Here is a 21,252-nt window from a genome sequence, read left to right as displayed (position 1 = left end):
AATAGATTTATCCACTTAGTACTATAAAAAATAAGGGGGATTTATTATCCCCATTTATTAAGCTAAATATTTTGTTGCTACCTCTTTAAAGCTTTTTATTTGTTCGTTCTTCCATTCTTCAGATTTGCCAAGTTTGTGCATCATAATCTCAGCAACCTTTGGTGCAGCTTCAATTGTGGCTTTTGCATTAAGAAGTAGCGATCTTGTTCTTCTTGATAAAATGTCTTCAACAGTTTTTGCCTGTTCAAATTCAATGGCAAAAGTTATTTGAGCTTTATTTAGTGGCAAATCGGTGTGAATCTTGTTATTAAAGCCTTCCATTTGACTTAAATGTTTAAAATCACTTCCATAAACTCTAAAGTATTCAGGAATTTTAAGTGCTTCTTCCCTTTCTATGTACCCGTGCAGCTTTAAATTTTCTGTTTTGGGAATTGAATTAGGTATTAGTTTTTCGTCTATTGCTTTTTGTAGAACTTTTTCAGCCATCTTTCTGCAAGTAGTATATTTCCCCCCAGCAATTGTAATGAGATTTGAGTCTGATACAAATATTTTTTCGTTTCTTGATATTTTTGAGGTATTTTGTTTTTCCTTGGGATCTATTATTAAGGGTCTAATTCCTGTGTAAATACTTAGAATATCATTTTTGGTTATTTTAATATCTAAGTAATTATTCATATTTTCTATTATGAATTCAATTTCACTCTCTAGTCTTTGGGGTTCTTCCTCAATTTTATCTATTGGAATATCTGTACTTCCGCAAATAATGCAATCATACCAAGGTATAGAAAATAAGATTCTCTTATCACTTGTCTTGGGCATAAACATTGCATATTTGGTGTGTAGTTTGTCTTTTTTAATTACTAAATGTGTTCCTTGGGAAGGTTTTATAATATTAGCTGCATTAGTATCATCTAATTTTCTGATTTCGTCTGCGAAGATTCCTGTTGCATTTATTATGCATTTACTATTAATGATGACTTGTTCACCATTAATAGTATCTTTAATAATAGCACCAGATATTTTGCCGTTTCTTTTGGTAAAACCTGTAAGTTCCGTATAATTGAACGCAATCCCCCCTTTTTCAGTAAAAGTTCTAAGCATGCTTATTGCCATTCTAGCATCATCAAATGAATTGTCATAGTATAAAACAGAGCATTTAAGGCCTTTGGTTTTGATATTTGGCATTTTCTCTATTGTTTTGGATTTTGATAGTAGCTTTGTTTTGTGCTCAGACTTTTTGTGCTTTCCAAGAAGGTTATGGTACCAACTTAATCCGAAATAGTAGTAGGGTATGCTTAAGAAGTTGTATATGGGTGTAATAAATGCACGTTTATTGACTAAGTGAGGTGCATTTTGTTCAAATAACGCTTTCTCATGTAGGGCCTCTTTTACTAAAGATAAATTAAATTGGGCTAAATATCTTACTCCTCCGTGTAGTAGTTTAGTTGATCTAGAGGAGGTACCTTTTGCATAGTCAAATTTGTCAATTAGTAAAGTTTTGTATCCTCTTGTAATTGAATCTATTCCAATGCCAAGACCAGTTGCCCCCCCGCCAACTATGATTAAATCAAAATTCTGATTATCGATGTTTTTTAATTCTCTTTTTTCATTTTTACTCATAAGAGTTAAATATCCTTTTTGTCAAGACCGTGATTTTCTTTTTGTGATGAAATTCACTACTATATCGGTAAAATCTGTAAATATGCCATCTACTTTTGCTTTGTTGAATAATAAATCTAATAGTTCATCTGCATCTTTTACATATGAAGGTAATGCGTCAATTCTTAATGTGTAAGGATGAACCTCCATATTATGTTTATGTGCTAAACTTGTAAGATCTGTTATTTTGCCTTCAATTATAATTTGGGGTATCCAAGGTCCAATTCCATCAGAATATTTTGCAACTTCTGCCATACCTTCTTCTGATTTGATATATTCATAGTCCGTTGGTGCTTCATCCCAGTCATTCTCGCCAACAAGCATTATTAATTTTCCTTGATATCCAAGTTCTTCCCTTATTCTCTTTAATTCGTCAAAGTCAAATGTTTGAAGATAAATTTTGTCTTCTTTTGACTTATACCCGTATTTATTTAAAAGCTCTATTACAATTTTAGATATGTCTTTGCCTTGTTGCTTATGCCATAATGGTTTTTTAATCTCAGGATAAATTCCAACATTTCTGCCTGTACTTTTGTTTAATCCTTGTATAAATTGTATTTCTTCTTCTAAAGTTGGAATTTTAAAATCATATTCATTTAGGGGGAAACGGTTAGGATATATTGGGTTTCTGCTTGCCGGATCAAATCTTTCACTAAGGCTTAATGATTTAAGTTCATCTAGTGTGAAGTCAACAGAATAATACCTTCCGTTTTCTCTAGCTCTTTCGGGAAATAGTTTTGCAACATTTGTTGTTGTATCAAGTTCTGGATCGTGCATTATAACAGGAATATTATCTTTTGTTAAAACAATATCTTGTTCTAGGTAGTCAGCTCCTAAGGCATAAGCGTATGCTTTAGATTCTAAGGTATGTTCTGGAAGGTATCCGCTTGCGCCTCTGTGAGCTATAACTAATGGTGATTTTTGATTTTGACTCATTTTTTCGTCCTGACAGGAAATTATGAGAAAAATATTAATTATAAATATTAATGATTTTGGTTTAATTGATTTCATTATTTAACCTCTCATACTTATGATTATTATATTATATAACATAATTGATTAACCTCTTATTTCTATACAACTACTATTGTAGTTTATTAGTGCCATTAATTTTTTTCTCTTTCTTTAATGTTAAACTTATAAATATTATTGCAAATATGCATGCAGTTATTAATAGATAGAAGTAAACGTCCCAATTAAAGTGTTGCAATACAAGACCTGTAATGGCACTAGCAGTAACAGAACCCCCTATATATCCAAATAATCCTGTAAACCCTGCAGCAGTTCCTGCAGCTTTTTTTGGTGCAAGATCAAGAGCATGAAGACCAATAAGCATAACAGGGCCGTAGATTAGGAATCCTATTATTGCTAAGATAACAGTTGTTAGTGTTGGATTATTTTCTGGTAATTGCCAATATATAAATATTGCAATAAGGGTGGCAGTTATGAAAATTATTCCGGTCTCTGATCTTCTTCCTTTAAAAATTTTATCAGATATCCATCCGCAAGCTATTGTTCCAGGAATAGCTGAAAATTCATAAAGGGAATATGCCCATCCTGAGTTTTTTATGGAAAAGTGTTTTACTTGTGAGAGATATGATGGCGCCCAGTCTAGAACCCCGTATCTTACAAAATATATAAATGCATTAGCAATAGCTATGTACCATAGCAGATTATTGTTAAGGACATATTTTATAAATATATCTTTTGTATTAAGTTCTTCTTCTGCCTTTTCTGTATAGTTATCAGGATAATCATTTTTATACTCTTCAATTGGTGGTAGTCCTACAGATTGAGGCGTATCCCTTAGTGCAAGCAAAACAAATATTGCAATTCCTATTACTAATCCTGTTGGTACATAAAGTATAGCTTGCCATTCCTTAAAATAAAACAGAGCCCAAGAAGATATTATTCCAGCTGTTCCCCCTCCTATATTGTGAGATAAATTCCAGGTGGCAACAGTTAGTCCTCTTTCTTTTCTTGACCACCAGTGAACCATAGTTCGTCCACAAGCAGGCCATCCCATGCCTTGAACCCATCCATTTACAAACATTAGAATGAACATTAATATTACTGCAATTATGGTGTTGTCAATTGATTTCCACGGGAATAATCCAAATATAATGGTAATTATTGCTGTTAGAAATAGCCCTAGTGTTAAGAAATATCTAGGATTACTTCGATCTGATACGTTTCCCATAATAAATTTAGAAAATCCATATGCAATTGAAACTCCAGATAAAATTGTTCCTAATTGACTTTTGCTAAAACCGTCTTTTTCAAGAGCTGGCATAGCAAATGCAAATATTTTTCTCGTTAAATAAAATCCAGCATATCCTATAAATATTGACATAAATATTTGAAATCTATATTTTTTATATAATGATTCCTCTAATTCTTTGTGTACTCTCTTTATATGAGGTGCTGGTTTTAGAAAATTAAATAATTTTTTCATAATTTAATATCTCCATGTATTTACCAAATTTTAATTCTATATATTAAGTGTATAGCTTAAGAAATACTAGTCTTTGGATTTTGACAAATTAGTAATAGAGGTTATTAAATCCAAGCTTTTGCTCTCTTAATAGCTTTATTCCAATTATAAATTAAATCTTCTCTTTTGCTTTTTTCCATTGAAGGTTCAAATATTCTATCTGATTTCCAAAGGCTTGTAATCTCTTCAGTACTTTCCCAATATCCAACAGCAAGTCCTGCCAGATAAGCAGAACCAAGAGCGGTCGTTTCTGTGATTTTGGGTCTTACAACATTGCACTGTAAAATATCAGCTTGAAATTGCATAAGTAAATTATTTTTACTAGCTCCCCCATCAACTCTTAATTCCTTTATTTCAAATTCTTGAATAGAGTTTTGCATTTCGGTTAATACATCAAAGCTTTGCAATGCAATGCTTTCAAGAGCAGCTCTTGTAATATGTTCTTTTGTTGAGCTTCTTGTAAGCCCAATAATCATTCCTCTGGCATAAGGATCCCAATGAGGTGTTCCAAGTCCTACAAATGCTGGCACGAAATAAATGCCCCCATTATTATCCACTGAGGCTGCTACTGCCTCTGCATCACCGCTTTTTCTAAATAGTTCTAGATTATCTCTTAACCATTGAATTACAGCTCCTCCAATGAAAACGCTTCCCTCAAAAACATAAGTTATTGAATTTTTTCTTCCCCATGCAATTGACGTTAAAATTTTTTGTTCATTGATGATAGGTTTTTTTCCTATGTTGACAGTGACAAAGCAGCCAGTTCCATAGGTATTTTTAGCCATTCCTTTTTGAAGACATGCTTGTCCAAATGTTGCTGCAAACTGATCCCCTGCAATTCCTGAAATAATGATTTCTGTTCCCAGTGCGGAAGCGTCGGTTTTGCCATACACCTCGGAACTTTGTTTAAGTTCAGGTAAAATTGATTTTGGGATGTCTAATATTTGTAATAGATCACAGTCCCATTCAAGTGATTTAATGTTTAAAAGTAGAGTTCTTGATGCGTTAGAATAATCTGTAATATGTATTTTCCCTTTAGTAAGGTTCCATACTATCCAGGTATCTATTGTTCCGAAACATAGTTCTCCCTTTTCTGCTCGTTTTTTTGCCCCTGCAACATTGTCTAGTATCCATTTTATTTTTGTGCCGCTAAAGTAAGCATCTAATACAAGGCCCGTTTTTTGTAAAAAAATTTTATCTTTTCCTTTTGATTTTAATTCATCACAAAGTTGTGCAGTTCTTCTGTCTTGCCAGACTATTGCGTTATAAATTGGCTGTCCTGTATGCCTATCCCAAATGATGGTTGTTTCTCTTTGATTTGTAATTCCAATTGCTGCAATCTTATTGGGAAAGGTTCTTGCATTTGCTAAAGCTTCTGCCATAACTCCTAGTAGAGAGCCCCATATTTCGTTTGGATCGTGTTCAACCCAACTTGGATATGGATAAATTTGTTTAAATTCCTTTTTTGCAAATCCTTTGATATTTGCATTCTTATCAAATATTATCGCTCTTGAACTAGTTGTGCCTTGGTCAAGAGATAGAATGTATTTCATAGTGGTTGTCCTTCCTTAGCATTATTGCAATAATCAAATAATCAATGTTATTTGGATTATATTAAAATTCTTGAAGATTATTTTTGTCCTCTAAGGTAAATTCATAAACCATAGCACCTAAAATAGCGCCAATTATTGGGCCTAATATAGGAATGATGAATACAGTCATGTCATCAAAACCGTGATTTTTAAAACCAGCCAGTAGTAGTAATATTCTTGGTCCCAAATCCCTTGCTGGGTTAATAGCATAACCATTCATTCCCCCAAAGCTTATTCCAATGGCTAGAACTATTGCTCCAATAATGAAAGGGAAAAATGGATTTTGAATCTCTTCTTTGATAAATTTTCCAACAACTAGAACTAAAAACATCAATAAAAATGTTCCAAATATTTGGTCAATAAATCCAGGCCAAAAACCAGATACAGCAGGAAAAGTTGACATTATGCCTTGGGTAATTTCAAATGTAGGATCTATTTCTATCCATTTAGGGTAGAATACAATTAGTGTCATTAAAGCCCCAGAAAATGCTCCAAGTATTTGTGCTAAAATGTAGTGGAAAAGCTTTGACGTTGGAAATCTGCCAATACTAGCAAGTCCAATGCTAAGGGCAGGATTTAAATGTGCACCACTAATTCTTGCAGCTGTATAAACCCCAAATGTTACACCTAGGCCCCAACCAAGTACTATATTTGTATATCCTCCCTTTATTATTTCTCCAGCTATGGCAGGATTTGATGGGAATAGGGTTGTCATTGCTATAGAACCTGTTCCAAGTGCTAGCAAAATAAATGTGCCTAAAAATTCTGCAATAAATTCTTTAAGTCTTATATAAATCATTCTTTAACCTCCTTAATCTTACATAAGATCTAATTTGAAATTAACTTTCTAAATATTTATCGTATTTTAAAAATATTATGTTTCTGTAATAAGATATCTGTTCATTGCAGAAACAATGTTTTCAGTTTTATACAGTGTTTTTATAATTTTTTTCATTTTCCCTCATATGTTCAATTCGTTAAATTATTGCTAAATACAAGCACTTTATTTAAGTCTTTTCATGCTGACTAGATGCTACCATTTGATATTTTAATATCCATTATTTAAAATTTATGGAATTTGATATCAAAGCATTGATATACTCTTTATACTTTTTCTTAGCATAGGTTTTATCCATTAATAAATCTTTTGCTGTCAAGGGGTTAAGATTATGGCATATAAGTTTTTGCCAATTATAATCGTAGCCTCTTTGGTTGTTTAGGATTTTATGACTTGTGTTATATAAATTAAACCTTTTGATTAATGCTTTAATTTCATTGATAAATCGTTCTTGGACGTAAAATTTTTTACGACTTTCCTTTATAAATTTATTGATTGTTTTTTTTATGTATTTTTTAATTATTCTGTTAGAGAATATTATTTTGGCATTTAAATCGATTAATTCAAATTTCTCATTCATTCAATATTCCCCTAAACTGAGCATTAAAGTATATGGAATTGTCCCTTATATTAGAGATTTTATTTTTTATTGCAATTAATGTCAATGATTTAAAAATTCTGAATTCAATAATATTGAGTTTAATTTTTTAAACTTTTTTGTTACTTGATATTTCTTAATAATTTATGTTTTCATGTGTTTAAATGATGTTGTTTTTAACTACTATTAATATTAGTTAGAGATTTTGGAGGCAATTTTGGTGATTGTAATTGAGGGTTTAATTGGGGCAGGAAAAACTACGCTTGGGCATGTTTTGTCTAAAGAGTTTAATATTCCTTTTTACAGTGAATTAAATAATGAATTTACATTGTTTATGTTAGATAAATTTTATAAGGATAAGTCCAGATGGGCTTTTTCAGTTCAGATTAATTTTTTAAATGAAAGGTTTAAGCTTATAAAGGCTATATTTAAGACTAAGGGAGGGATACTTGACAGATCTATTTATGGTGATCGTGTCTTTGCTTCTCTTTTAAATGAGAGTGGATATATTTCCAATGCTGAATGTAAGATATATTTTGATTTGCTTGATAATATGCTGGAGCATTCTCAAAGGCCCGTATTGATGATTTATCTTGATTGTAGCGTTGATGAGGCTGAGCGTCGCATTAAGAATAGAAATAGAAGTTTTGAGACGGGTATTCCTAGAGAGTATCTTGAAGGCCTTAATGAGAAATATTTAAGTTGGTATGATAGTTATAATCTATCGCCTAAATTGAAATTTGATTACGATAGCATAGATATTTTTGATGATAAGCACAAAAGTAAGCTTATTGCTTTTATTAAAGATAAACTTGTAATATAATTATTTATGAATTATTTATAGTTTGATTTTTGTTTTTTAAGAATGATTAGATTTTTAGTGGAGGTTAGCATGAGAAAATTGGTATTATTGTTTTTGCCGTTTGCTTTTATAAGTTTATTTGCAGAAAATAGTTCTTTAGTTGATGATAGACAAAAAGAGCTTGCTATTTTTTATTATGAAGTTGGACAGAGATACATTGATGTTGGAAAAGTTAAGAAGGGGAAAATTTTTCAAAAGAAGGCTTTAGAAATTTATCCAAAATTGAAGGAAGAAGTTAATCTTAAAGCCACTGTAGAGGAAATTGATTCTAAGATTAGATTGGAGGGTGAGGTTAACTTTCTTGCATTTGATGATGTTAAACTTGATGATATTCCAGGGATAACTCACGACAAAATTGAAATTAGTGAGATGACAAATTCTCCTAAGATAGAATATATTGCAGATAGGGAAAGAGAGAAGCATAAAGAACAAGCAGTGAAATTTCAATTTAGCAAATTTGTAAGAGCTCTTCTTTTTCAGGATTTAAGTTTACTTAATTCTGTTATGGCTAATGAGGTTAAAGTTTTGGGAAAAGTTGAACCTAGAGCTGATTTTATTTCAAAGTTAGAGCTTGTTTCAAATGATGTTGATAAGGACGATGCGAGTTATCTTGCAGTTGATGATTTTTATGACCTCAAATCTTTAAATGTTATAAAAAATACGGATGTTTCTTATAGTATTAAAGTTAAAGCTAAGAAAAATGATTTTACTAAAAATATCCCATTTTGGAGAGATGTTCAGACTTTATGTTTTGCAAATCAGGATGATAAATGGGTACTCTTTTCAATAAAATAGAATCTTAGTGTCATAATTACAATTATTATTGCCAGAGCATATATAAATAAGTCTCCAATGCATTCATAGATTGTTGTGAGTCTTGGAGATAATTTTATTTTTGATATTAGATATCCTTTTTTAAAGGTTTCTAGACTTTGAACATTTTCTCCATATTCATTTATTACAGCAGTTATTCCGGAATTTGTAGATCTAATGGTTTTAATTCCATTTTCTATGCTTCTAAATTTTGCTACTACGAAGTGTTGCCACTCTGATGAGTCTGTATGTGACCAAGAATCATTTGAGAAGTTTAATAATAGGTTTGCGTTTTGTTTTTTATAGCTTCTTGCAAGATCTGGAAATGCATCGTCATAGCATATTAGGAAGCCCAAATTGAATTTTTTGAGTTTAAAGATTTCAAGCTTATTTCCGTTAATTTGTCCTGTAAGTTTAAAGTTTTGACGGAAAAAATCTCTTACAAATTTATATTCATAAAATGGTACTTTTTCTGAAAAAGGAACTAAGAATATTTTAGAATATATATTTTCTATCTTAAGATTAGGGTTTATTGCATAAACTGAATTTTGGTATGTGAATGATCTTTTATCTACTTTTGAAGGTGACCCAATGACAAAGTGGGCTTTGCTGTTGATTATTAGTTCATTTATTGAATCATATAACTCAAGCAATTCGTTATCATGGTAAATGTAATCTTTGTAAGAATTAAATGGCAAGGTTAATACTCCTTCGCTCCAGAGTATAAGCTCTGTGTCTGGATGTCTTTTTAAGGCTTGTTTTGTAAGCTTGATAGATGTTTTAATTCCTTCTTTATGATTTCCAGGTAGCCAAGGATCAATATTAAGTTGAATTGCTGCAATGTTTAGAGTATCTATTTCTTTGCTTAAGATTGGATTTAGTGCTTGTTTTTTTATGATACCGTAAGTGAAAGATGTACTTACTAATAGAATGGAGAATAATAAGCTTAATGTATTTGTTTTGCTTTGTTTTATGAAAAAATTTGCAATTCCTGCATTGAAAAAGTAAACGATGAAGCATACAAAAAAGACCCCAAAAATATCAGCTACTTGTATGAGATCATTAAAGTTATTTACCATGAAGGCTGAAAATCCCCAAGGATATGCTGCAAATCCAATTGATTTTGAGTAATCATAAAATGTGAAGAGTATGGCTAAGGTTAATGTTTTATTTTTAAAAGTTTTTAGTGAATAGTATAGCAAGTATCCTAAAACTAAAGCGTAAGGAATATATCCACATACTGCTCCTAGGAATGTGATTAGTCCAAATGAATGAAAAAATGCAAGCCAAAAATTTTGTAGGCTATTAGCTATTAAAAAGTAAAAGATTGTTAAACTGATGAGAGTTTTTTTATTCTTTATTTGAATTAATGCAATGAAAAGTGGTATGTATGCAACTAAACCAATGCTTGAATATCCCATGTTTTTTATTTCATTTGGGATTGCCAGAGTTGTAAGCACTCCGGAAAATGCGGCTAGGAAGAAATATCGTGTTTTCATTTTTCCTCTTTCTTTACTAAGAATTTATCTATAAAAATATATTGCATATTAAGTTTCAGAGATATTAATATGCGATATTGCATAGTATAATATATATAATATGTTTTGTATAACAATACCAAATTTGTATAGTATTTGCTTAAGTATAAAGAAAATGGTTTTAATATTGAATGTAGTTGCTTTGTTTTTTGGGAGTGCATTTGTTTTAAATGCTCAAGGTATAGTTACTAATAAAGATGCTCAAGAAGAATTTAAATGGGCACTTAATTCTTATAATAATGGGCTTTATGATGATGCTTTATTATCTTTTAAGAGAGTTTTAAGTTTTGATCCAAGCAATCTCGATTATCATTTTTGGATAGGTAATGTTTATTATAGGTTGGGATATGTTGAGGAAGCTTTGATGGAATGGCGAAATCTGCAATCTCAAGGATATAAGGCGGCTTATTTTAGGCAGTTAATATCCATAATTGAGCAAAGAAGAGGTATATCATTGCATAATGAACTTGATGTTGAAAGATTAGTTCAAGTTGCGTCTCTTAATAATTCTATTTACAAACGGCCAAATGGATATCAGATTACGTCTTTGAAAGCTGATCAATATGGTGGATATTATGCTGTTAATTTTGTAGGAAATGAAATATTGCATTTTGATGCTAACAATAATGTTAATGTTTTGATTAAGGATGGAATTACTTCTCTAAGGTCACCTTATGATGTTCTTGAACTTGGTGAATTATTGTATGTGACACTTTATGCAAATGATGAGATTGGCATATATGATAAAACTTTTGGTATTAAAAGGGGTTCAATTGGGAAGAAGGGTACTGAGGCTGGTAAATTGCTTGCCCCTCAGTATATGACAGTTGATGAGAGAGATTATATTTATGTTAGTGAATGGGGCAATAAGCGAATAAGTAAATTTGATGCTAAAGGCAATTTTATTTTGCATTTTGGTATTAAAACAGTTGGATATATGGGCCTTTTAGGTCCAACAGGTGTTACATATTTAAATGGGAATATTTATGTTGCCGATGCTCCTAAGAATTCTATTGAGGTTTTTGATACTAGCGGTAATCATTTGTATTCTATTCCAACTTCTCTTGAGGAAATAGAAGGTCTTAGTAGTGATTTGACGGGCAATAGTATTATCATATCTTCAAAATATGGTGTTTATAAGTACAGTGTTTTAAGAAAAACGTTTATTAAGCTTTTAAAAGCAGATAAAATTGATTCCAAAATTTCATCTTCAATTATTGATGTTAATAATCAAATGATTGTTTCAGACTTTGATAATGCTCAGATTTCGGTTTATAAGAGCGATGTTAGTGTTTATGATAGTCTAAATGTTGATGTGCGTCGAGTAATTAAGGCTGGGGGTCCTAAGATTTATGTTGAACTTAATGTTAATAGTAGGAATGGCTTGCCAGTTATAGGTTTGAAGAGTGAAAATTTTGCAATTGCTAATGAAGAGTATTACATTGTTAATCCTAAAATCGCTTATGATATTAATACTTCTAATGATATGAATATTGCAATTGTTTTTGATAAATCTTTTGCTATGAAAAATTATGAGTCAGAACAGATTATGAGTGTAAATACTCTTATCAAATATAGAGCGAACAAGAAGTTTAGTTTTATAAATGCAACAAGTGTGCCTTTAGTAGATAATATTGAAAGTTTGGTAAGTACTATTCATAAGACAAATTCTCTTGGAACTTATGATTCAAATTATGTAAAGACCGATGTTAGTCTTAAACTTGCAGGTTCTGAGCTTATGTCAAAGAGTGCAAGAAGGGCTGTACTTTATTTTAGTAATGGAGATTTAAGTCGTTCTGCTTTTAATAGATATTCTATAGATACTATTTTAAGTTATTATAAGAATAATGATATTAGATTTTATTTAATATTATTTGGTAATAATCCTGTTGAACCTAAATTGCAATATTTAGTCAATGAAACTGGTGGTGCAGTTATTCCTTTTTCATCTTATGAGGGAGTATCTAAGGTTTATGATTTAATGATGAAACAAAAAACAGGAACTTATTTGCTTGAGTATGATTATCCAGGTCTCCAAGAACCTAATGGATATTACAATCTGTCTGTTGAGGTAAATTTTAATCAGCAGATAGGTAGGGGCGAATTTGCATATTTGGTTAATTAGATTTTAATTTATGGAGTTTTATTTATGTCACTTAATGTGGGAATAGTGGGGCTACCTAATGTTGGTAAATCTACTTTGTTTTCATCCTTGACAGCATCAAAATCAGAGATTGCTAATTATCCTTTTTGTACTATTGATCCAAATATAGGTATAGTTGAAATGCCTGATTTTAGGCTTTCAAAAATTGCTGATTTGGTTATGTCAAAAAAAATTGTTCCTGCTGTAATGGAATTTGTTGATATTGCAGGTCTTGTGAAGGGGGCTTCTAGGGGAGAAGGACTTGGTAATAAATTTCTGGCCAATATTCGTGAAGTTTCTATTATTGTGCATGTTGTTAGATGTTTTGAAGATAGAGAAGTTATTCATGTTGATGGAAATGTAAACCCGCAAAGAGATATAAGCACAATTAATACAGAGTTATGTCTTGCAGATCTTGATACTGTACAAAAAAGCATTTTAAAGAATGAAAAAAATGTAAAGAGCGTTGATAGAAAGGTTAGTGAGAATGCAAAAATAATTGTTTCAATGCTTAAGAGACTTGAGAAGCATTTGATGAATGTTAGACCGGCAATTGAATTTGAGTTCGATGAATTTGGACATGATTTTATCAAATCTTTAAATCTTTTAACTATTAAAAAGGTTATATATGTTTGTAATGTTGATGAGAGTTCTCTTTGTGGTAATAAATATACAGATACTGTAAGGGATATAGCTTTAAGTGAGGGTAATAATTATTTAATTTTGTGTGCTAAGCTTGAAGCAGAACTTGCTGAGATTAAGGACTTAAATGAGCGAAGAGAGTTGCTTGAGTCTATGGGAATAAAGGATAGTGGCCTTAGTAATTTAATACGAACAACCTATTATGCTTTGGGTTTGAGAACCTATTTTACAGCGGGAGAGCAGGAAGTTAGAGCTTGGACTTTTATTGATGGAATGAAAGCCCCAGAAGCTGCAGGTATCATTCACAGTGATTTTCAGAGAGGTTTTATTAAGGCGGAAGTGTATTCATTTGATGACTTGGTTGAATTCCAGGGTGTTCAGGGCGTAAGGGAGAAAGGGCGTCTTAGGCTTGAGGGGAGAGATTACTTGGTAAGAGATGGTGATATAATTTTCTTTAAATTTAATGTTTAAATATAACATTAATATGAATGGGTTATTTTTTTATAAAATCAGATTAATTTTTATTTTTTTTCTTAATATAAGCTTTTCTATATTGTATATGTTGTTATATAGAAATATCTTTGGTACTTTTATTCTTTTTTTAATGTTGATAAGTCTTTTTGTAATGGTTTCTTGTTTAAGATATTTTTATGAGATTAATTTTGAAGAAAATAAAATTTTTTATAAAAAATTTTATTCCAGGATTAATTTTGATTTCAATGATATTGTATCGATTGAAAAAAGATTGTTAGATAGTATGTTGATTTTAAGTTTAAATAGTGGAGTTAAAATAAAAATTTGTTATTTAAGAAAAAAATATTTAAGTGATTTCTTTAGAAAACTTCAAAGTATTAGAAGTGATTTATTTATTGCAAAGACCCAAGAGTTTCCAATAAGGTATTATATCTCAGGTGTTTATTTGTTGATGTTTTTATTTCGAGTCTTGATTAGTATTTTTGTTTGTTATATTTCATTTGGTAGTATAATAATATTTTTGCTTATTTTACTTATAGGTATTAAGGTTTTAATAGACGATATTTTAGTGATTAAAGATTTAGTTATTTTTTATGAATTTAGAAAGGATTCTGTTTATGAGAGAAAAATCTTTTCTCATAAAGAATACTTTTATAAATTTTTTGATAATGTATTTGTTCATTGTTCTGAGCTTGCTAGGGAGGATTATTTGTCCTTTTTTTATAATCATGAAGATGCTCTTAAAAAGGTATATATTAATAATGAGGGAATGTCTTATTCGATGCAAAAAGTGTTTTCTTATATTAATAAATATTGTGATAAGTGTGCTTGATGTGTGATTGACTATATTGTAATTAGTTGGTATATTTACTTATCATGTTTGCTGCATTAAGGAGTTTAATTTGGGCAATAATCCATCAGCATTAAAGCGGGCTCGGCAAAATTTGAAGCGAAATTTGAGAAATGTAAGCGTTAAGAGTGAATTAAAAACAATAGAAAAGCGTTGTGTGAGTCTTATAAAGACAGGAAAGAAAGAGGAAGCTTTGGAATTTTTTAAATTTGTTTCAAAAAAGTTAGATACCGCTGCTAGGAAAAGAATAATTCATAGGAATAAAGCTGCGCGTAAAAAATCAAATTTGAGTATTTTGTTATTACGATAAGGAACTAGTTTATGTCTTTTTCAAGAAGACCCAAAGTTACTAAATCAGATATTGTTGACCAAATATTTTTAAATATTAAAAATAGTAATGAAAAATTAGAGAAAAAATATATAAGACTTGTAGTTGATGCTTTTTTTGAAGAACTTAAAAATAGTCTTTGTCTTAATAATATTATAGAGTTTAGATCTTTTGGCACATTTGAGCTTAGGAAAAGAAAAGGTCGCCAAAATGCTCGTAATCCTCAAACAGGCGAGTATGTTAACGTTGATGATCATCATGTTGCTTATTTTCGTCCAGGGAAAGATTTAAAAGAACGAGTATGGGGCATTAAGGGATAGTTAATGCCTGTTAATGTTAAAGATTCTTATAAATGGGATTGTAAGTTGGATGCAAGCTTAATTTTCAGAGGAAAGTTAAAGTTTGAGGGTGCTTTATATCTTGATTCTTCTTTTGAGGGTGATATTTTTTCAAAAAGTGGAATACTTTTTATAGGCAAAAATAGTAAAGTTATTACAGATGTGATAATTTGTGATACGTTAATAATTGAGGGAATTTTAAAGGGAAATGTTAATGCTAGCAATAAGGTTTATTTAAATAGTGGTTGTAAGATATATGGCGATGTTAAGACAAAAAAGATATTTATTAATGATAATATAGTCTTTGATGGTAAGTGTGAAATGATTAAATCTAATGAAAGCATAGATTTATTTTCTTTTACAGTTTCACAACTAAAAGATACTTTTCAATGAATTAGTGTATATGTTTATTTATTATTTAATGGTTAAATATTGTTTTTAATAAAATACCCTTCTTAAAAATTTATCTCATAGAGGAGATTATGGATAAAAAATATGAGGAATTTGATTTAGAGGATGAAATGAAGCGTTTAAATTCTTCTAAGGAATTAAAAATTGATGATAATGCTAAGAAAAAAGTAGTTAAAGTTGTAACTAAAAAAGAATCTGTTTCTAGTGGAGTTAAAAATCCTGATATTGATAAATTAAGAGAATCTAATGGAGCCCCATCAGATTTTGACTATGATATATCTGATCCAGCCTTAGAAAACAGTATTAAGACTCTTGAGCAAAGCAACATTATTAATTTTTTAGGTGGTAAGGACTTTATAGTTATTGACAGTCTTTATGATAAGCCAATTACTGAGATCAGAAAAGTTGTTGAGGGACTTGGCACTAATCATACTATTGCAGTAACAATGAAGAAGACAGAATTAATATTTTTACTTGTTAAGATATTAACTGAGCATAATATTAATGTTTTATTTACTGGGGTTCTTGATGTTTTAAGTGATGGATATGGCTTTTTGCGTACGGCATCTAATTCTTATCTCTCAGGAGGTAATGATGTTTATGTTTCACCGTCTCAGATTAGACTTTTTAATTTAAGGACAGGTGATATTTTATATGGGCAGATTAGGTCTCCAAGAGATGGCGAGAGATTTTTTGCAATGATTAAGATTAAAAGCATTAATGATCAGGATCCTACATTTGCACAAAATAGAATACCTTTTGATAATTTAACGCCTTTATATCCCAGTTCGAAGTTGAATCTTGAATATGAAAATTGTAATATTTCTACGAGACTTATTAATCTTTTTTCGCCTATTGGAAAAGGACAAAGAGCATTAATAGTATCACCTCCAAAGGCTGGGAAGACTACTTTGCTTCAAAAAATAGCCAATGCAATTACTACTAATTATCCAGACATCGTTTTAATGATTTTACTCATTGATGAGAGACCTGAAGAGGTTACTGACATGATTCGGGGTGTTAAGGGTGAGGTAATTGCATCTAATTTTGATGAGCAAGCTAGTAGGCACGTGCAGGTTGCAGAGATGGTTATTGAAAAGGCAAAAAGACTTGTTGAGAATAAAAAGGATGTTGTTATTCTTTTAGATTCTATTACAAGACTTGCAAGGGCTTATAATCAGACTATGCCAACTTCTGGTAAGATACTCTCAGGAGGAGTTGATTCTAATGCTTTACATAAGCCTAAAAGGTTTTTTGGTTCTGCTAGAAATATTGAGGAAGGTGGAAGTCTTACTATTATAGCTACAGCTTTAGTTGATACTGGAAGTAAGATGGATGAAGTTATATTTGAGGAATTTAAGAGTACTGGTAACATGGAGTTAATTCTTGATAGAAGTTTGGCAGATAGAAGGCTTTTTCCTGCTATTAATATTAAGAAGTCAGGAACAAGAAAAGAAGAATTGCTCTTAAGTGAAGAGGAGCGTTCTAAAATTTTGCTTATTAGAAAAATTTTAGGCGGCGTTGATGATTATGAAGGCGTTGAGGCTTTGGTTGAAAAGATGAAAAAGAGTAAAAACAATGAAATTTTCTTAAAAACCATGAGTAATGGGGATTAGTGAAATTGACTTTGTGTAAAATTTAGAATAAACTTTGATTAAATTAAGAGAGGCTTTATGAAGAAAGATATACATCCTGTTAGTAATTTAGTTGTATTTAAAGATGGTGCTAATGGCACGATGTTTTTAACTAGATCTACTTTAACTTCAAGAGAGACGATTAAGTATAGTGATAATAAAGAATATCCATTAGTCACTGTTGAGATTACAAGTAAATCACATCCCTTCTATACAGGTCAACAAAAATTTGTGGATGCAGCAGGTAGAATTGACAAATTTAATAAAAAGTATAAAAAACTTAAATAGTCTTTTTATACTTTGTTTTCTTATATTGTTAATATATTTTTTTTAGTTTGTATTTTTCCCCAATTAATGTTTCTAATTTTTCTTTCTCATCTTCATAAGTTGCATTGCTGACAAGAGATGTGATGCTGCTCTTTTGTTTTAATTGGTGTAATACTTGTTCGGATATATTTTTAATATCTGTGCTTGTTATTTTAAAGTAAGCATTTCTTATGTCTTGTCTTAGCTGGTCACTAATGTTTAGCATTTTTCTCTTATAACTTTCTAATATTTCTGTGGATTTGGTTTTTACATTTGTACTAAGACCAATGACTCCTACTAAATATGTATAAAGTTCTTCATTTTTAATTTCATTATTAGCCAATGCTTCTAATGATGCTTCAAAAGCTTGATATGTCTTTACAAAGTTTGGATCTCTATATGATGTAAAAGAGAATATTCGGTTTGTAATAGATGCAAATGCGCCGTATGCTCCACCAATAACTCTTATTTTTTCCCATAAGATCCCACTTCTTAATATATGTGTTAAGAAATTTATTTTTGGATAATTTTCATCCGTTATTGCATAGCTTACAAAGCTCATTGAGTTAAAAGATATTTTTGATGGAATAAGAATTATTTCTTTTAAGATATTACTTGATGGTTGTATTGTAATTAAGTTATTTATATAAGTATGTTCATTTAAGCTTTCTCTTAATATAAATAACTCACTTTCTAATCTTTTAATGACATCGTTGGTATTGCCTATGAGCAGTGATGAGAGATTATCTTTAAAAATTATTTTGTTTTTTAGATTTTCTAAATTACATGCAAGTTCTTTTAAAGATTCTATATCTGTTTTGATTTTCTGCCAGTATTCTCTTCCTGTAATGCCAAATTGAAGTTCCCGTAGATATTTGCTTTGACTTAATTTTGATTCTGATCTTGTTGATGCAAATATGTGTCCTTTGGGAATTAATATTGATTTAAAATCATTTTTTAGACTTAATACTACCTCTTTTAATCTATCGTAATCATGAAAATTTATGTTAATTAAAATTTCTTTAATTAACATAAATGATTCTTGAATTTTATTATTAAATGATTTGAAAGTTATGTTAAACAAATTTATCATGTTTCCTTGAATATCTTCTTCATAACTTTCATATATGTTTAATTGTCCCAAGATATTTTGGATTTTATTATTTAAGTCTACATAGGAGTAATTTCGGGTAGAGAGATCTTGAATCGCTCTTTTTAATAAAGAGAGATTCATAAAATCTTCTTTTTGCATCAAATCTAATTTAAAAAATAAATGCACATTGAAGATGTTATTATTTTTCTTAAGTTCAAATGTATGTGCTTGAAGTTCGGGAGTTTCATTAAGATTTAAACTCTTGTCAACGTCTTTTGGTAAATCCTCTATTTTTAGCATGGGAAGTTTAGCAATGCCGGATTTGAGATCACTCTTTTTTTGATAGTCTTTAAATTGATTATAATCTTTAGTAAATTCTACAAATTTTTCTGGATTTTTCTTAATATCAATTTCTCTATCCATTAATTTTTTTTCTATTTTTTCTTCCATTTCCTTAAGGATTTTATCTGATGGATTGAAATGAATTAGGGTGTAATGATTATTATTGAGTAGATATTTTTCTATTAAATTTTCAAAGTAAGGTTTTCCCCTTTCTAGTTTATTTTTAATTTCATCCAGATGATAATTAATTTTTAAAGTTTCAGTTGGATGCATACCATGTATCCAACCTTTAAAACTTTTGATCATTAAGGAAATAGGCCAACCTTGTCCTTTTTCTTCTTTTAATGCAAATTCATAACCAAAGAGAATACCTTGTATGAGGTCTTTTGGAATTTTTACTTTAACAAGATTTTTAAGTTCATTAAAAACCATATTTTTAAATTTTTCTATTTTTCCTGGAAGTACGTTTTGCAATCCGAATGAAAATACGCATTCTTTTATGTCAGTGTTTATGCCACTAACATCAGCTATTACATCACCAATTTCACTCTTTAGCATGTTGATAGTGAATTGACAGGAGCTGTCTAGGAGAATTTCTGATAAAATTTCAAGTCCGATATTTTCTTTAATATTTTCAATATCAGTACATAACCAATTTATTGCGTATACTCCGAGTGTATTTTCAGTTTCTTTTGGGATATCAAAACTTAATGTTTTACCTTGTTTCCATCTTGTGGTTTTATCTATGTTATAATCAATATTTAATTTTTCCTTTGTGTAAGGTCTAATTATATATTTTTCAATAAAATTGAGATTTTTATTAGTTTCAATATTTCCAAATAAAAATATTTTACAATTTTCTAGTGTATAGTGTTTTTTATAAAATTCAATAAATTCTTCGTATGTAAGGTCAATGATATTGATAGGATTGCCCCCGGAGTCGTACTTATAAGTGCCCTCGCAGAAGAGAGAATTGATGGCAATTTCATTAATTAAAGAATTTTTGTTGGAATAATTACCTTTCATTTCATTTAGAACAATGCCAGATAGTTTAAAGTTATTTGGGTTTATATTATAACCTTCCTGCATGAAAGCTTCTTTTTTAAGCAATGGATTAAAAACAGCATCGGCATATATTTTAAATAAGTTAAAATAATCTTTTTGGATTGTAGAAGCTGCTGGATAGAGAGTTTTATCTGGAAATGTCATTGCATTTAAAAAGGTGTTTAGGCTTCCTTTCATTAAATAAAGAAAAGGATCTTTTATTCTGTATTTGTTTGAACCGCAAAAAATCGTGTGCTCTAAAATATGAGCAACCCCAGTATTATTTAGGGGAATAGTCTTGAATGCTATTCCAAAGGCATTTTCTTTAAATGAGCTACTTTTTAATTCAAATATTTCTAATCCGCTCTCATGTTGAAAATAACATCCCTCAGCATCGTATTCTTCTAAGTAAGTTTTTGAAATTAAACTGAAAATTTTTTTTTTCTTCATTTATGCTTTATTTTATCCTTGTTTTATGTATTTTTTTACTTCCTCTTCATTAAATTCAAATATGTTTTCGGTATTCTCTGTATCGTCTAAATTAAATACATAAAGTGGGAATTTTATTATGATTTTTTTATTTTCAAAATAAATCACTGCTTGCTGCAAATCAAAGAGTAATTTATTTGGATATGTTTTTTCAATTTGTTCTTTGATTCTTTGAGTAAAGTATGGAAATGCTTCTTCTGTATTAATGATTTCATCTATATTGTAAATATAATCCCCATTATTGCTAATATAATAGCTTCTATGATTTGTGATAGATGTATCATTGATTGCTTGAGTGGCACTTACTATTATTGTATAAATATCATATCCATGGTAGATTTCATAGTCTATGTTTAAAGTTGGTTTTTTAGAATCTTGTTTAGTGTTTTGAGTTGCACTTTCTAGGTTTTTAACTATTTCATTTGCATAACTTTCAATTTCATCATTGAATTCTTTTATGCTATTGTTTTCTGTTCTACCATCTATTACTTTAGGTATTTTAATTTTGTATTTAAAGAATTTGTTTTCTTCTTCTGCTAAAATTGATTGAATTACTATTTCATCTTTTTCATTGTAGAGTGTGTCAATGTCATTAAAGCTTATCTTTTTTGTTTTTTTTGTACACCCTATAAAGGTTACCAGTAATGATATTAAAATAAAAATTTTTTGAGCTGTTGATGATTTTACCATAAAGACAATTTTTCTCCGTATATTAAGTTTATACTATTATTAGTATCAAATATTATATAATATTTTTTATATTA

At 29.9% G+C, this 21,252-nt stretch carries 19 protein-coding genes; 10 read left to right on the top strand and 9 right to left on the bottom strand.

Features of this window, described 5'->3' with window-relative positions:
- Nucleotides 1–57: 57 nt before the first annotated feature.
- The 6 genes from bhYOR_RS01195 to bhYOR_RS01170 all read right to left on the bottom strand — a co-directional run bounded on the left by bhYOR_RS01195 (nucleotide 58) and on the right by bhYOR_RS01170 (nucleotide 7,163).
- Nucleotides 58–1,620, bottom strand: coding sequence for a glycerol-3-phosphate dehydrogenase/oxidase (locus tag bhYOR_RS01195; RefSeq protein WP_025433996.1), 1,563 nt, complete (start codon nucleotides 1,618–1,620; stop codon nucleotides 58–60).
- Nucleotides 1,621–1,641: 21 nt separating this feature from the next.
- Nucleotides 1,642–2,670: a glycerophosphodiester phosphodiesterase gene (gene glpQ, locus bhYOR_RS01190; protein WP_025399584.1), complete on the bottom strand. Its 1,029-nt coding sequence runs from the start codon at nucleotides 2,668–2,670 to the stop codon at nucleotides 1,642–1,644.
- Between the two features lie 73 nt (nucleotides 2,671–2,743).
- Nucleotides 2,744–4,114 (bottom strand): glycerol-3-phosphate transporter, encoded by a 1,371-nt coding sequence (gene glpT, locus bhYOR_RS01185; RefSeq protein ID WP_025399583.1) that lies wholly within the window; start codon nucleotides 4,112–4,114, stop codon nucleotides 2,744–2,746.
- 104 nt (nucleotides 4,115–4,218) lie between these two features.
- On the bottom strand, nucleotides 4,219–5,706 hold the full coding sequence (gene glpK / locus bhYOR_RS01180; protein ID WP_025399582.1) for a glycerol kinase GlpK: 1,488 nt from the start codon (nucleotides 5,704–5,706) through the stop codon (nucleotides 4,219–4,221).
- 61 nt (nucleotides 5,707–5,767) lie between these two features.
- Nucleotides 5,768–6,544, bottom strand: a complete 777-nt coding sequence (locus bhYOR_RS01175; protein ID WP_025399581.1) for an MIP/aquaporin family protein — start codon at nucleotides 6,542–6,544, stop codon at nucleotides 5,768–5,770.
- A gap of 259 nt (nucleotides 6,545–6,803) precedes the next feature.
- Nucleotides 6,804–7,163 carry a hypothetical protein gene (locus bhYOR_RS01170; protein ID WP_025399580.1) on the bottom strand — a complete coding sequence of 120 codons (360 nt, stop codon included), beginning with the start codon at nucleotides 7,161–7,163 and terminating at the stop codon, nucleotides 6,804–6,806.
- Nucleotides 7,164–7,401: 238 nt separating this feature from the next.
- Here bhYOR_RS01170 and bhYOR_RS01165 point away from each other — a divergent pair, with 238 nt between their 5' ends.
- Entirely contained in the window at nucleotides 7,402–8,004 is a 603-nt protein-coding gene (locus bhYOR_RS01165; protein ID WP_038446149.1) for a deoxynucleoside kinase, read from the top strand.
- Nucleotides 8,005–8,073: 69 nt separating this feature from the next.
- Nucleotides 8,074–8,838 carry a hypothetical protein gene (locus tag bhYOR_RS01160; protein ID WP_025399578.1) on the top strand — a complete coding sequence of 255 codons (765 nt, stop codon included), beginning with the start codon at nucleotides 8,074–8,076 and terminating at the stop codon, nucleotides 8,836–8,838.
- On the opposite strand, the gene lnt is transcribed toward bhYOR_RS01160, so the two are convergent.
- The gene (gene lnt / locus bhYOR_RS01155) at nucleotides 8,802–10,355 is read right to left on the bottom strand and encodes an apolipoprotein N-acyltransferase (RefSeq protein WP_025433995.1); all 1,554 of its coding nucleotides are present in this window, start codon (nucleotides 10,353–10,355) and stop codon (nucleotides 8,802–8,804) included. The two genes, bhYOR_RS01160 and lnt, sit on opposite strands and share 37 nt — an antisense overlap.
- 154 nt (nucleotides 10,356–10,509) lie before the next feature.
- Here lnt and bhYOR_RS01150 point away from each other — a divergent pair, with 154 nt between their 5' ends.
- The 8 genes from bhYOR_RS01150 to bhYOR_RS01115 all read left to right on the top strand — a co-directional run bounded on the left by bhYOR_RS01150 (nucleotide 10,510) and on the right by bhYOR_RS01115 (nucleotide 17,502).
- Nucleotides 10,510–12,519, top strand: a complete 2,010-nt coding sequence (locus bhYOR_RS01150; RefSeq protein ID WP_407933123.1) for a tetratricopeptide repeat protein — start codon at nucleotides 10,510–10,512, stop codon at nucleotides 12,517–12,519.
- A 24-nt stretch (nucleotides 12,520–12,543) separates the two neighbouring features.
- Nucleotides 12,544–13,650, top strand: coding sequence for a redox-regulated ATPase YchF (gene ychF / locus bhYOR_RS01145; protein ID WP_025399575.1), 1,107 nt, complete (start codon nucleotides 12,544–12,546; stop codon nucleotides 13,648–13,650).
- A 13-nt stretch (nucleotides 13,651–13,663) separates the two neighbouring features.
- Nucleotides 13,664–14,485 carry a hypothetical protein gene (locus tag bhYOR_RS01140; protein WP_025399574.1) on the top strand — a complete coding sequence of 274 codons (822 nt, stop codon included), beginning with the start codon at nucleotides 13,664–13,666 and terminating at the stop codon, nucleotides 14,483–14,485.
- A 70-nt stretch (nucleotides 14,486–14,555) separates the two neighbouring features.
- Nucleotides 14,556–14,813, top strand: a complete 258-nt coding sequence (rpsT, locus tag bhYOR_RS01135; RefSeq protein WP_025399573.1) for a 30S ribosomal protein S20 — start codon at nucleotides 14,556–14,558, stop codon at nucleotides 14,811–14,813.
- Between the two features lie 11 nt (nucleotides 14,814–14,824).
- Nucleotides 14,825–15,151, top strand: a complete 327-nt coding sequence (locus bhYOR_RS01130; protein ID WP_025399572.1) for an HU family DNA-binding protein — start codon at nucleotides 14,825–14,827, stop codon at nucleotides 15,149–15,151.
- 3 nt (nucleotides 15,152–15,154) lie between these two features.
- On the top strand, nucleotides 15,155–15,562 hold the full coding sequence (locus bhYOR_RS01125; RefSeq protein ID WP_025399571.1) for a bactofilin family protein: 408 nt from the start codon (nucleotides 15,155–15,157) through the stop codon (nucleotides 15,560–15,562).
- Nucleotides 15,563–15,651: 89 nt separating this feature from the next.
- Nucleotides 15,652–17,196, top strand: coding sequence for a transcription termination factor Rho (gene rho / locus bhYOR_RS01120; RefSeq protein WP_025399570.1), 1,545 nt, complete (start codon nucleotides 15,652–15,654; stop codon nucleotides 17,194–17,196).
- Between the two features lie 57 nt (nucleotides 17,197–17,253).
- Nucleotides 17,254–17,502 (top strand): type B 50S ribosomal protein L31, encoded by a 249-nt coding sequence (locus tag bhYOR_RS01115; RefSeq protein WP_025399569.1) that lies wholly within the window; start codon nucleotides 17,254–17,256, stop codon nucleotides 17,500–17,502.
- 28 nt (nucleotides 17,503–17,530) lie between these two features.
- On the opposite strand, the gene bhYOR_RS01110 is transcribed toward bhYOR_RS01115, so the two are convergent.
- On the bottom strand, nucleotides 17,531–20,449 hold the full coding sequence (locus bhYOR_RS01110; protein ID WP_247088161.1) for an insulinase family protein: 2,919 nt from the start codon (nucleotides 20,447–20,449) through the stop codon (nucleotides 17,531–17,533).
- 12 nt (nucleotides 20,450–20,461) lie between these two features.
- Complete coding sequence (locus bhYOR_RS01105) at nucleotides 20,462–21,178, bottom strand: polysaccharide deacetylase family protein (RefSeq protein ID WP_025399567.1); 717 nt, start codon at nucleotides 21,176–21,178, stop codon at nucleotides 20,462–20,464.
- Between the last annotated feature and the right edge of the window lie 74 nt (nucleotides 21,179–21,252).

Origin of the sequence: Borrelia nietonii YOR (assembly GCF_023035795.1) — a bacterium.
GTDB classification, from domain to species: Bacteria; Spirochaetota; Spirochaetia; order Borreliales; family Borreliaceae; genus Borrelia; species Borrelia hermsii.
The sequence above is the reverse complement of the archived record's forward strand: the minus strand, read 5'-3'. Positions and strand labels throughout refer to the sequence as shown.